Annotated in this window: 11 protein-coding genes; 9 read left to right on the top strand and 2 right to left on the bottom strand. The window is 68.7% G+C overall.

Features of this window, described 5'->3' with window-relative positions; all coding sequences use genetic code 11:
* The first annotated feature begins 278 nt into the window (after positions 1 to 278).
* The 5 genes from acs (at position 279) to C3L37_RS12460 (ending at position 5,218) form a co-directional block, all read left to right on the top strand.
* Positions 279 to 2,255, top strand: a complete 1,977-nt coding sequence (gene acs / locus C3L37_RS12480; RefSeq protein WP_129114941.1) for an acetate--CoA ligase — start codon at positions 279 to 281, stop codon at positions 2,253 to 2,255.
* 113 nt (positions 2,256 to 2,368) lie between these two features.
* A complete protein-coding gene (locus C3L37_RS12475; protein WP_129114940.1) occupies positions 2,369 to 2,803 on the top strand; it encodes a DUF4212 domain-containing protein in 435 nt (144 codons plus the stop codon).
* On the top strand, positions 2,800 to 4,479 hold the full coding sequence (locus tag C3L37_RS12470; RefSeq protein ID WP_129114939.1) for a VC_2705 family sodium/solute symporter: 1,680 nt from the start codon (positions 2,800 to 2,802) through the stop codon (positions 4,477 to 4,479). The genes C3L37_RS12475 and C3L37_RS12470 overlap by 4 nt, the downstream gene beginning before the upstream one ends.
* A 2-nt stretch (positions 4,480 to 4,481) precedes the next feature.
* Positions 4,482 to 4,943 (top strand): universal stress protein, encoded by a 462-nt coding sequence (locus C3L37_RS12465; RefSeq protein WP_129114938.1) that lies wholly within the window; start codon positions 4,482 to 4,484, stop codon positions 4,941 to 4,943.
* 59 nt (positions 4,944 to 5,002) lie between these two features.
* Positions 5,003 to 5,218: a hypothetical protein gene (locus C3L37_RS12460; RefSeq protein WP_129114937.1), complete on the top strand. Its 216-nt coding sequence runs from the start codon at positions 5,003 to 5,005 to the stop codon at positions 5,216 to 5,218.
* A 54-nt stretch (positions 5,219 to 5,272) separates the two neighbouring features.
* Here C3L37_RS12460 and C3L37_RS12455 read toward each other — a convergent pair whose 3' ends face one another.
* Positions 5,273 to 5,521 (bottom strand): DUF7576 family protein, encoded by a 249-nt coding sequence (locus C3L37_RS12455; protein ID WP_129114936.1) that lies wholly within the window; start codon positions 5,519 to 5,521, stop codon positions 5,273 to 5,275.
* A gap of 212 nt (positions 5,522 to 5,733) precedes the next feature.
* Here C3L37_RS12455 and C3L37_RS12450 point away from each other — a divergent pair, with 212 nt between their 5' ends.
* The 3 genes from C3L37_RS12450 to C3L37_RS12440 all read left to right on the top strand — a co-directional run bounded on the left by C3L37_RS12450 (position 5,734) and on the right by C3L37_RS12440 (position 9,005).
* Positions 5,734 to 7,350, top strand: a complete 1,617-nt coding sequence (locus C3L37_RS12450; RefSeq protein WP_129114935.1) for a long-chain-fatty-acid--CoA ligase — start codon at positions 5,734 to 5,736, stop codon at positions 7,348 to 7,350.
* 105 nt (positions 7,351 to 7,455) lie between these two features.
* Positions 7,456 to 8,622, top strand: coding sequence for a thiolase domain-containing protein (locus C3L37_RS12445; protein WP_129114934.1), 1,167 nt, complete (start codon positions 7,456 to 7,458; stop codon positions 8,620 to 8,622).
* Positions 8,619 to 9,005, top strand: a complete 387-nt coding sequence (locus C3L37_RS12440; RefSeq protein ID WP_129114933.1) for a Zn-ribbon domain-containing OB-fold protein — start codon at positions 8,619 to 8,621, stop codon at positions 9,003 to 9,005. Before C3L37_RS12445 ends, C3L37_RS12440 begins: the two co-directional genes overlap by 4 nt.
* A 32-nt stretch (positions 9,006 to 9,037) precedes the next feature.
* Here the strand turns inward: C3L37_RS12440 and C3L37_RS12435 are convergent, their stop codons facing one another.
* A complete protein-coding gene (locus C3L37_RS12435) occupies positions 9,038 to 9,982 on the bottom strand; it encodes an alpha/beta fold hydrolase (protein ID WP_129114932.1) in 945 nt (314 codons plus the stop codon).
* A gap of 259 nt (positions 9,983 to 10,241) precedes the next feature.
* Between C3L37_RS12435 and C3L37_RS12430 the strand changes: the two genes are divergently transcribed.
* Positions 10,242 to 11,555: a dicarboxylate/amino acid:cation symporter gene (locus C3L37_RS12430; RefSeq protein WP_129114931.1), complete on the top strand. Its 1,314-nt coding sequence runs from the start codon at positions 10,242 to 10,244 to the stop codon at positions 11,553 to 11,555.
* Positions 11,556 to 11,569 lie beyond the last annotated feature (14 nt).

The raw sequence follows: 11,569 nt of genomic DNA, 5'->3' as shown, positions 1-11,569 counted from the left end.
ATCATTACCGTCAGTAGCAATAATATCTTTCCCCCTAACGCTGGTAGCGGTTGTGGCAATCGTCGAAAACGTTGGTCAGTAAGACGGTGGCGCTTCCGGTCGAACCGAACTCGCTCGTCCGGCGTCGGAGGGCGGGGTTCCACGCGCCCGTTTCCCCGATCGTTTTCCCCCTCGATCGAGGGGCGAATCGCCGCCCCGTCGTACGTTCGCACCGTGTGACAGATCCCCGGAGATTGGAATAGGTTTATCATGCAGGATTCGGTTGATTAGCACGACCTATGTCAGATGGTGACGCGGAACTGGAAGCACGGTTGGCGGAGCAGGAAGCGTTCGAGCCCTCCGAGGAGTTCGTTGCCCAGGCGAACGTCACCGACGAGGGGATCTACGAGGAGTTCGAGGAGAACTGGCCGGAGTGTTGGGAGCGCGCGGCCGACCTCCTCGACTGGTACGACGGCTACGATCGGGTGCTGGACGACGGCGACGCGCCGTTCTACGAGTGGTTCACCGGCGGGAGCCTCAACGCCTCGTACAACTGCCTCGACCGGCACGTCGAAGGGGGCGACGGCGACGGCGTCGCCATCGAGTGGATCGGCGAGCTCGGCGAGACGCGGACGTACACGTACGAGGAACTGCTGACGGAGGTGAACGAGTTCGCGGCGGCCCTGCGGGACCTCGGCGTCGAGGAGGACGACGTGGTCACGATGTACATGCCGATGGTTCCCGAACTGCCGATCGCGATGCTGGCGTGCGCGCGGATCGGCGCGCCCCACAGCGTCGTCTTCGCGGGCTTCTCCGCGGAGGCGCTGGCGACGCGGATGAAATCCGCCGACTCGTCGTACCTGGTCACCTGCGACGGCTACTACCGCCGCGGCGACGCACTCGATCACCTCCGGAAGGCGAACGCCGGCCTCGAGGACGTCGACCACGAGGTAACCACGGTGGTCGTGAACCGTCTCGGCGAGGAGGGCTTCGGCCACGACCTCGGCGAGAACCAGCACGACTACGCCGACCTCGTCGCGGAGCAGGAGGGCGCGGCTGTCGAACCGGTCGAACGGGACGCGGAGGACATGCTGTTTCTCATGTACACCTCCGGCACCACCGGCCAGCCGAAGGGCGTGAAACACACGACGGCCGGCTACCTCGCCTACGCCGCGTGGACTTCCCACGCGGTTCTCGACGTGAAGCCCGAGGACACCTACTGGTGTTCGGCCGACATCGGGTGGATCACCGGCCACTCGTACATCGTCTACGGGCCGCTCGCGCTCGGGACGACCTCCGTCATGTACGAGGGGACGCCAGACTACCCGGAGCGCGACCGCCTCTGGGAGATCATAGAGGAGTACGGCGTTGACGTCTTCTACACCGCGCCGACGGCCATCCGGGCGTTCATGAAGTGGGGCAGTCAGTTCCCCGAGGAGCACGACCTCTCCAGCCTCCGCCTGCTCGGCACCGTCGGCGAGCCGATCAACCCGCGCGCGTGGAAGTGGTACTACAAGTACATCGGCGGCGAGGAGTGTCCCGTTGTCGACACGTGGTGGCAGACCGAGACGGGCGGCATGATGGTGACCACGCTGCCCGCGATCAACACGATGAAGCCCGGCTCGGCCGGCCCGCCGTTACCCGGAATCGACGCGCGCGTCGTGAACGCCGCCGGCGAGGAGGTCGAGGCCGGGAACGCCGGCTACCTGACCGTCGACAAGCCGTGGCCGGGGATGCTCCGGACGCTGTACAACAACGACGATCGGTTCATCGACGAGTACTGGCGGGAGTACTCCGATCCCGACGCCGACGAGTGGGTGTACTTCCCCGAAGACGGCGCGAAGATCGACGGGGACGGCTACATCACCATCCTCGGTCGCGTCGACGACGTGATCAACGTCTCCGGGCACCGCCTCGGGACGATGGAGATCGAAAGCGCCATCGTCGGCGTCGAGGGCGTCGCGGAGGCCGCCGTCGTCGGCGGCACGCACGACGTGAAGGGCGAGGCCGTCTACGCCTACGTGATCCTCGAAGAGGGCTACGACGAGAGCGACGAGATGCGCGGGCGCATCGTGGAGGGCGTCGAGGACGCCATCGGCCCGATCGCCCGCCCCGAGCAGGTCGTGTTCACGCCCGAGCTGCCGAAGACGCGCTCGGGGAAGATCATGCGCCGCCTGCTGGAGGAGATCGCGAACGGGGACGACCTCGGCGACACGACGACGCTTCGGAACCCCGAGATCGTCGAGGAGATCCAGACGAAGGTGCAGGGCGACTGAACGGCGTCGTCCGGCGGTGGTGACGGTCGTCTTCGGCCGTCAGCACACGTGACCGACAAGAACCCCTTCATGTCCCGAAGGATATATAACGGATAATCAAATTAGATACGACGATGGTAGACAGAAACACGCACGACGCGGAGACGAAAACGGACGGTGGCGCGGTCGCTTCGGCCGCACAGGACCACCGAAACACGAACTACCTCGAAGAGGAGGTGAATCTGCTACACCCGAGCACGCCGTTCATGCGCGACCACCTCCGCGTGGTCTGGACCGGCTTCGCCGTCTGGGCCGTGCTCGTCTTCGGTCCGGTGACGCTGACGGCCGTCGCACCCGGTCCCATGACGACGCAGATCCCGGGCCTCGGCTTCCCGCTACATTACTTCCTGGTCGCGATCGGGGCCCCGGCCGGCGCGCTGCTACTTTCGATCTGGTACGCCCGCAAACGCGACGCGCTCGACGAGAAGTACGGCATCGACCACTCGATCGCGACGGCCGACGCCGACGGCGAGAGCGCCGTCGCGACCGACGGAGGGAGCGCGGAATGACGGCCGGATTACTCCTGCAGAGCGGACTGCTCCCGGAAGGGCTGAACGTCTCGTTCAAGCTCGTTCCGGCCATCATGGTCGCGGCGATGCTGGCGCTGTTTCTGGGCATCGGATACGTGTTCCGCGTCGCCGACACGGAGGGGATGTGGGTCGCCGGCCGATCGATCGGCAACGTCGAAAACGGGATGGCGATCGGGGCCAACTGGATGTCGGCCGCGTCGTACCTCGGGATGGCGGCGCTCATCGCGCTGTCCGGATTCTACGGGCTCGCGTTCGTCGTCGGCTGGTCGACCGGCTACTTCATCCTGCTCATCTTCCTCGCGGCGCAGATGCGCCGGTTCGGGAAGTACACGGCGCCCGACTTCGTCGGCGACCGGTTCAACTCCGATGCGGCGCGGGCCATCGCGGCGATCACGACGTTCCTCATCGGGTTCGTCTACGCCATCGGGCAGGCCCGCGGCATGGGGCTCGTCGGCCTGTACATCTTCGGCGACATCGGCATCCCCGGCATGAGCGGCTACCAGTCGATGGTCATCCTCATGATGGCGATCACCGTGGGCTACCTGACCCTCTCGGGGATGCTCGGGGCGACCAAGAACATGGCCGTGCAGTACGTCATCCTCATCGTGGCGTTCCTCGCGGGCCTGTACGCGGTCGGCTTCACGCAGGGCTACTCGACGGTCCTGCCGCAGATCCAGTACGGCCAGATGATCGGCTCGCTCAGCGCGGAGTTCAGCGAGCCGTTCGTCAACGAGAGTTACTACCTGTGGATCGCGACAGCGTTCTCGCTCGTCGTCGGGACCTGCGGGCTGCCGCACGTGCTGGTTCGGTTCTACACGGTCGAAAACGAGCGGATCGCGCGCTGGTCGACCGTCTGGGGGCTGTTTTTCATCTGCCTCCTCTACCTCTCGGCGCCGGCGTTCGCGGCGTTCGGGACCTCCCTGTACACCGAGAACATCGGCCCGACGTACGGCGACCCCGGCATGACCACCGCCGCCGGCGACGTCATCGTCGTGTTGGCGACCCAGCTGGCCAACCTCCCCCAGTGGTTCGTCGGCTTCGTCGCCGCGGGCGGCATCGCCGCGGCCATCGCGACGGTCGCCGGGCTGTTCATCGCCGGCTCCTCGGCGATCTCGCACGACATCTACGCGAACATCGTCAACGAGGACGCGACCCAGCGCCAGCAGGTGCTGGTCGGCCGCCTGAGCATCGTCGCGCTCGGCGTCATCACCACGCTGGCCGCGCTGGACCCAGCTGCGCCAATCGCCGCCCTCGTCTCCTACGCGTTCTCGCTCGCGGGGGCGGTCCTGTTCCCGATGTTCTTCCTCGGTCTGTGGTGGGAGAACACGAACCGACAGGGAGCGCTCGCCGGCATGCTGACCGGCCTCGTCATCTGGACCGTCCCGATGATAAACGAGGTCCTGCCGACGTACATCGGAGCCGGCGACCCCTACTCCGCGGCGCTGGCCGAGTGGGTGCCGGCCATCGGGTCGGCGCTGATCGCCGTCCCGGTCGTGTTCGCCGTCACCATCGCCGTCTCGCTGGCGACGGAGGAGCCGGACATGCAGACGAAGCGGCTGGTGCGACAGTGTCACAGCCCCGAACCGATGTCCAAGATGCAGTCCGCCGAGGACGTCGCGGCGACCGACGGCGGCGAAGCGCTCGGGGACGACTGACGATGTACGAACGCATCCTCGTTCCGACCGACGGAAGCGCCGTCGCGGAGCTCGCGGTCGATCACGCGGTCGACCTCGCGGAGCGGTACGGAGCCGAACTCCACGCGCTGTACGTCGTCGACATCGAAGCGGTCAACCTCAGTCTGGGTACGGAGCAGGTCGAGCGCATCCGACAGGGGAAGTTCGGCGAGATGGAGGAACTCGAAGCCAAGGCCGACGAGGCCACGGGCGCGGTCGCCGCCGCCGCGCGCGAGCGCGGGATCGAGGCCAGAGAGGAGATCCGCGTCGGCCGACCGCACAGGGTCATCTCGCGGTACGCCGACGACGAGGACGTCGACCTCGTCGTGATGGGGAGCCACGGCCGGTCGGGCGTCAGCCGCGCCCTGCTCGGAAGCGTCACGGAGCGGGTGCTGCGGTCGACCCACCGGCCCGTCCTCGTCGTCGACGAGCGAGACGGGGGATGACGCGTGAGCGCGATCGACCGCCGGGGGACGGCGAACGGGAACGCCCGACGGGGTGAACCGTGAGCCGATTCGAGGCGATCCGCGCGCACGTCCGGGAGAACCGGTCCGGCATGTTCGTCGACCTCGTGTTCGCCATGGCGTGGGTGACCGTCGTGTCGATCGTCTTCGAACTGCTCCAGGGACCGCGGTGGGCGTACTACCTCGCGATGTTCGCCGGGGTCGTCGCCTACTACGGCTTCTTCTGGTCGCTCGAAGCCGCGAAGGACGGGACGTAGGGTCGGCCCTGAGGTCGCCCCTCGAACGCGATCGAGTCCGTTTCGAGGGACGCCTCACTCGCCGTCGACCCACCGCCGAACGCAGGATTCGTCGCAGAGGTGATACCGGGCGTCGCCCGACGCCCCCTCGTCGAGCGTCACGAGCACGTGTCGTTCGTGGAGCTGTAAGCGCTCCCCGCAGTTGATGCACGGCTTCACCGCGTCGTCCTCCGGGTCCCACCGGTGGTGACGAACGATGCGAACGATCCGCGTCCGGCCGTTCGTTCCCCCCGGGCGGCGTCCAGTGTAGTCCGATAGCGCCATTATCTCGGGAACGGGCCGGCGCGACATGACATTTTTGTGGGTAGTGGTACGGAGGGATACTGTGCCACCCGGTCGGCCACGTTCCGGAGGGGAGAACCGCGACGACGGCGGCGTTCCGACGGGGATGAGTCGGAGACGCCGCGCCGTCGCGCCCGCGGCGAACGTTTCCGCGCCCGCAACGTATATCATGAACGTTGCAAAAGAATTCGCGCATGGAGAAACCACTGCTGGCGACGGACTTTCTCGACCGGGCTCGACGGCACTACGCCGACGAGGAGGCGGTGCTCGCGACCACCGGCGAGCGGTACACCTACGCCGAACTCGGCGAGCGGTCGGACGGCTTCGCCGCGGCCCTGCAGGCTCGGGGCGTGGAGAAGGGCGACCGCGTCGCGGTGCTCGACCCGAACACGCACTACCACCTCGAAGCCGCCTACGGCGCGATGCAGCTCGGCGCGATCCACACGCCGCTCAACTACCGGCTCGTCCCGAAGGACTTCGAGTACATCCTGAACGACGCCGGCGTGAAGGCGATCTACGCGGACTACGAGTACGCGGCGGCGATCGACGCGATCAGAGACGAGGTGCCGACGGAGACGTTCGTGACGAACGACCCCGGCGCGGTCGAGGGCGACCGCGAGTGGGAGTCGTTCGACGAGGTGATCGCGGAGTCGACCGACTACGACCGCCCGGAGATGAGCGAGGACGAGGTCATCACGATCAACTACACCTCCGGGACGACGGGCGACCCGAAGGGCGTCTGCCGAACCCACCGGACGGAGACGCTGCACGCCTACCTCGTCACGATGCACCAGGAACTCCGCGACGACGACGTCTACCTGTGGACGCTGCCGATGTTCCACGTCAACGGGTGGGGGCACGTCTTCGCGGTCACGGGCGTCGGCGCGAAGCACGTCTGCACCCGCGGCGTCGACGCGGCGTTCGTCTTCGACGCGATCCGGGAGGAGGGCGTCTCCTACCTCTGTGCGGCCCCGACGGTGCTGAACATGCTCATGGACTACCACCGCGAGCACGACCCGGAGACGGTCGGCGCGAACCCGGTCCGGGTGGCGACTGCCGGGGCGGCGCCGCCGGAGGCGACCATCCGGACCGTCGAGGACGAGTTCGGCTGGTACTTAAAGCACGTGTACGGGGCGACGGAGACGGGGCCGCTCATCACCACCTCCGACGCCCGCCGCTTCTTCGATCAGGACGACGACTCGCGCTTTTCGATCAAAAAGCGCCAGGGTATCGGGTACGTCGGCACCGAGGTCCGCGTCGTCGACGAGGACGGCGAGGACGTCCCCGCGGACGGACGGACCGTCGGCGAGATCGTCGTCCGGGGCAACCAGGTGATGGACGGCTACTGGGAGAAACCCGAGGAGACGGAGGAGGCGTTCAACGACCGCATCGCCGGCTACTACCACATGGGCGACCTCGCCACCGTCGACGAGCGGGGAATGATCTCGATCCAGGACAGGAAGAAGGACATCATCATCTCCGGCGGGGAGAACATCTCCAGCATCGAGCTGGAGGACACGCTGTTCGACCACGAGGCCGTCGGCGACGTGGCCGTGATCCCCGCGCCGAGCGAAAAGTGGGGGGAGACGCCGAAGGCGTTCGTCGTGCCGGCGAGCGGCGACCCGGCGAACCCGGACGCGACGACGGACGACCTCGTGCGGTTCTGCCGGGAGAACATCGCCACGTACAAAGTGCCGGGCGAGATCGAGTTCGTGGCCGAGCTGCCCAAGACCGCGACGGGGAAGATCCAAAAGTACGAGCTTCGGGAGCGCGAGTGGGAGGAGGAAGAGCGGATGGTCGGCGAGGGGTAGTCGGATCCGACCGGCCGGGTCGTTCACTACGATCGTAGGAAAAACATCGCCCGACGGCGGTCGATTCCGGCAGGCCTTTACCCGGTCCATCATCTACGTTCGTGCATGACCCGCGTACGAGTCGCCGGGGTCGGACTCACCCGGTTCGGGCGGACTCCGGACCGAACCGGCCGGGATCTCTTCGCCGAGGCGGCCCTCGCCGCGCGCGAGGACGCCGGCGTTCCACGGGAGGACATAGAACACCTGAACTACGGGAACTTCATGGGCGCGTTCGCGGAGCGACAGGGCCACCAGGGGCCGTTGATGGCCGAAGCCGCCGGGCTCTCGTGCCCGGCGACGCGCTACGAGGAGGCCTGCGCGTCGTCCGGCGTCGCCGCCCGCGAGGCGGTGAAGTCGATCCGAGCCGGCGAGTGCGACGTGATGCTCGTCGGCGGAATGGAGCGGATGAGCAACCTCGACACGGCGGGCGTGACCGAGGCGCTGGCCAGCGCCGCCGACGAACTGTACGAGGTCCGCGCCGGCATCACCTTCCCCGGGGCGTACGCGCTCATGGCGCGCGCCTACTTCGAAACGTTCGGCGGTTCCCGGGAGGATCTGGCGCACGTCGCGGTGAAGAACCACCGCCACGCCCTGAACAACGAGTTCGCGCAGTACCAGCGCGAGATCACGGTCGAAGGGGCGCTCGACGCGCCGCCCGTCGCGGAGCCGCTCCACCTGTACGACGCCTGTCCGATCACCGACGGCGCGAGCGCGCTCGTCCTCGTGAGCGACGAGTACGCCGAGGCGCACGACCTCGACGCGCCGGTGTCGATCGCGGGCACCGGACAGGGCGGCGACAAGATGGCGCTCCAGGACCGCGACCACCTGGCGCGGACGCCCGCGGCGACGGCGGCGGCGGCGGAGGCGTACGCGGACGCGGGCCGCGGCCCCGAGGACGTCGACGTCGCCGAGGTGCACGACTGCTTCACCGTCGCCGAGGTGCTGGCGCTCGAATCGCTCGGATTCTACGAGCCGGGCGAGGGGATCGGCGCGGCGAGGCGGGGCGAGACGGCGATCGGCGGCGACCGCCCCGTCAACCTCTCGGGCGGGCTGAAGGCGAAGGGCCACCCGGTCGGCGCGACGGGGGGCAGCCAGCTGGTCGAGATGACGCGGCTGCTGCGGGGCGACCACCCGAACAGCGACGCCGTCTCCGGGGCCCGGGTCGGACTCACGCACAACGCCGGCGGCACGGTCGCGAGCGCCGTCGTCCACGTGCTGGAGGTGGTCGAATGAGCGAGACGGGATACGACGAGTGGCTCGCGGCGCTCGCGTCGGGCGAGGGGTACTACCTCGAGTGCGACGAGGGGCACGGCTCGCTCCCGCCGCGTCGGTCGTGTCCGCACTGCGGCTCGCCCGACCTCCGGGAGACGGCGCTCCCCGCGTCCGGCACGGTCGAGACCTACAGCGTCGTCCACGTCGCCGCGCCGACGTTCGCCGGCGACGCGCCCTACGTCTCCGCGATCTGTGACTTCGGCGGCGTGCGCCTCACCGGCGTCCTCCGCGGCGTCGACGCCGACGACGCGACGGTCGGGATGACCGTCGAGGCGGACGCCGAAGCGCGCGGGGACGCCGAAGGCGACGGGGGCGGCTCGCTGGTCGTCTTCCGGCCGCGCTGATCGGAATCCGGATCGGGCGACCGCTCGATTCGCTACTCCCGCGTCGCCGACTGCGACAGCTCCCCGCGGAGCGTGTCGAGGAACTGTTCGGCGTGCTCGACGTGCGGGAGCAACAGCGCGTCGTCGAAGACGACGAGTCGCGCGTCCGCTTCCTCCGCGAGATCGCGGCCGTCCGAGAGCGGCGTGACGTCGGCCTCGCGACCCCAGACGAGCGTCACGGGGACGTCGAGGTCGGCGAGCGCCTCGCCCAGGCTCACGTCGGAGTTGAGGTAGCCGCTCACGAACGACGCCGGCGCGAAGCGGGCGTTCGGCTGGTGGCTCGTCCGCCACTCGTAGGTTATCCACTCGTCCGAGACCGCGTCGGCGTCGTAGTAGCCGTGGTCGGCGTTGAAGTAGCGGATGGACGGCTTCGAAGTGAGGAGGTTGAACGCGGCCGTCCCGACGAACGGCGCGCGGAGGAGTTCGCGGACCCACCGGTTCGGCTCGGGGCCGGCCTTCGTCGTCGGACAGATCAACACGAGCCGCGAGACGTCGTCCTCGTCGCCCCGAAGGGCCGCGGCGACGTAGGCGCTCGTGAGCGAGGAGGCGACGACGGCGGGGGCGTCGAACTCGGCGAGGAAGTCCGCGACGAAGTCCTCGTACAGCGGGGCCGAGTAGCGAAGCGGCGGCCGGTCCGACCGCCCGAAGCCGGGGAGGTCGGGGGCGACCACGTGGTAGTCGGCGGCGAGGTCGTCGAACGTCGCCCGGAACTCGCCGCTCGACCCGGCGGCGTTGATGCCGTGGAGCAACACGAGGTCGGGGGCCTCCGGGTCGCCGGCTTCGGTGTACGCGACGTCCATGCCGCGCCACCGGAACGTCTTCTGTTCGCCGATCAGGGCGGGTTCGAGTTCGCCCGCCCGCTGTCGGAGGGCCCGGTTCGTGAGCGCGGTCAGACCGACGCCGGCGGCGGCGACGCCGAGTGCTCGTCGAACGTTCATGGCGGGGGCAACGTCTGCCACGAACTTATAGGATGTGTAGACCGCCCGTCCCGTTCGACGATCGCGGCGGCGGATTCCGGAAATCGTTGCCCGCTTTCCGAACGGACCGGTTCGTCCGTTCCGCGGGTCCTCTCGGCCGTCAACGGGCTCGACGCCGCCCGTGCGGCGCGTTCGCTGGCGGTGACGGCGTCTCGAACGGGCGCAACCCCGTCGGCGTTCGAAAACGGTTGGGGCGGAGAGCCGGTACGGTCCCGTACGCATGCGTACGTCATTCTGGAATCTCCCGTCGAGATACCGTTCGATCCCGCTCGTCTACCGGATCACGGTCGGCTTCGCTCTCGGGTCGGCGCTGGGGCTCGTCGCCGGCGAGCGGGCGACCGCGCTGGCACCGATCGGCGACCTCTTCCTTCGCCTCCTGGAGATGCTCGTCGTCCCCATCGTCGTCGTCACGCTGTTCGCGGGGGTGCAGCGGCTCTCGCCCGAGCGGCTCGGTCGGGTCGGCGGCGTCGTCGTCGGGCTGTACGCGGCGACGACGGCGGTCGCGGCCGCGATCGGGCTCGCCTTCGCGAACCTGCTGAATCCGGGGACGGGTGTGACGCTCGACGGGGCCGAGGCGGACTCCGCGGATCCGCCGAGCCTCGTCGACGTCGCGCTCGGGATCGTCCCGGAGAACCCGATCGGCGCGATGGCGGGCGGCGACCTCCTCGCGACGATCTTCTTCACCGTCGTCTTCGGCCTCGCGCTGGCGATCGTCGCCGACTCGACCGACGACGAGGCGGTCAGGTCGGGCGCGGAGAGCCTCGTCGCGGTCGCGGAGGCCGCGAGCGAGGCGCTCTTCAAGATCGTCTGGGGCGTGATGGAGTTCGGCGTCCTCGGCGTGTTCGCGCTCATGGCCGCCTCGCTGGGCGAGGAGGGGCTCGGCGCGGTGGTTCCGCTCGCGATGCTGGTCGCGACGGTCGTGCTCGCGGTCGTCGTCCACGTGACGGTCACGTACCTGGGCGTGATCACCGTCGGACTGGTCGGTCAGTCTCCGACGGCGTTCCTCGCCGGGGCGAAGGACGCGATGATCACCGCGTTCAGCACCCGGTCGAGCAGCGGAACGCTGCCGGTGACGATGGCGAACGCCGAGGACGACCTTCGGATCGACGAGAGCGTCTACGGCTTTTCGCTGCCGCTCGGATCGACCGCCAACATGGACGGCGCGGCCATCCGGCTCGCGGTGACCGCCGTGTTCGCCGCGAACGTCGTGGGGCAGCCGCTCGCGCTCGCGGAGCAGGTGAGCGTCCTCGTCATCGCGGTGTTGATCAGCATCGGGACGGCCGGCGTGCCGGGCGCGGGGCTCGTCATGCTCACCGTCGTGCTGACTCAGCTCGGCCTCCCGCTGGAGATCGTCGGCCTCGTCGCCGGCGTCGACCCCATCCTCGGGCGGTTCGCGACGGCGAACAACGTGACCGGCGACCTCGCGGTGAGCACGCTGGCGGCGAAGTGGAACGACGCGATCGACTTCTCGTCGGGCGTCTGGACCGACGGTGGCGGGGAACGGCCGTCGGGGGACGTCTCGACGGACGACTGAGTCGAAGCCGGAAG

This window comes from Halegenticoccus tardaugens, from assembly GCF_004116405.1.
GTDB classification, from domain to species: Archaea; Halobacteriota; Halobacteria; order Halobacteriales; family Haloferacaceae; genus Halegenticoccus; species Halegenticoccus tardaugens.
Note: the sequence above shows the minus strand (reverse complement) of the source record. Positions and strands in the feature narration are given on the sequence as shown.

Excerpts from the sequence above, each read along its gene's own strand:
- C3L37_RS12455 (WP_129114936.1), bottom strand. The coding sequence starts at position 5,521 with ATGGCGCTATCGGACTACACTGGACGCCGCCCGGGGGGAACGAACGGC.
- C3L37_RS12430 (WP_129114931.1), top strand. The coding sequence starts at position 10,242 with ATGCGTACGTCATTCTGGAATCTCCCGTCGAGATACCGTTCGATCCCG.
- C3L37_RS12435 (WP_129114932.1), bottom strand. The coding sequence starts at position 9,982 with ATGAACGTTCGACGAGCACTCGGCGTCGCCGCCGCCGGCGTCGGTCTG.
- C3L37_RS12465 (WP_129114938.1), top strand. The coding sequence starts at position 4,482 with ATGTACGAACGCATCCTCGTTCCGACCGACGGAAGCGCCGTCGCGGAG.
- C3L37_RS12475 (WP_129114940.1), top strand. The coding sequence starts at position 2,369 with ATGGTAGACAGAAACACGCACGACGCGGAGACGAAAACGGACGGTGGC.
- C3L37_RS12440 (WP_129114933.1), top strand. The coding sequence starts at position 8,619 with ATGAGCGAGACGGGATACGACGAGTGGCTCGCGGCGCTCGCGTCGGGC.
- acs (WP_129114941.1), top strand. The coding sequence starts at position 279 with ATGTCAGATGGTGACGCGGAACTGGAAGCACGGTTGGCGGAGCAGGAA.
- C3L37_RS12450 (WP_129114935.1), top strand. The coding sequence starts at position 5,734 with ATGGAGAAACCACTGCTGGCGACGGACTTTCTCGACCGGGCTCGACGG.
- C3L37_RS12470 (WP_129114939.1), top strand. The coding sequence starts at position 2,800 with ATGACGGCCGGATTACTCCTGCAGAGCGGACTGCTCCCGGAAGGGCTG.
- C3L37_RS12445 (WP_129114934.1), top strand. The coding sequence starts at position 7,456 with ATGACCCGCGTACGAGTCGCCGGGGTCGGACTCACCCGGTTCGGGCGG.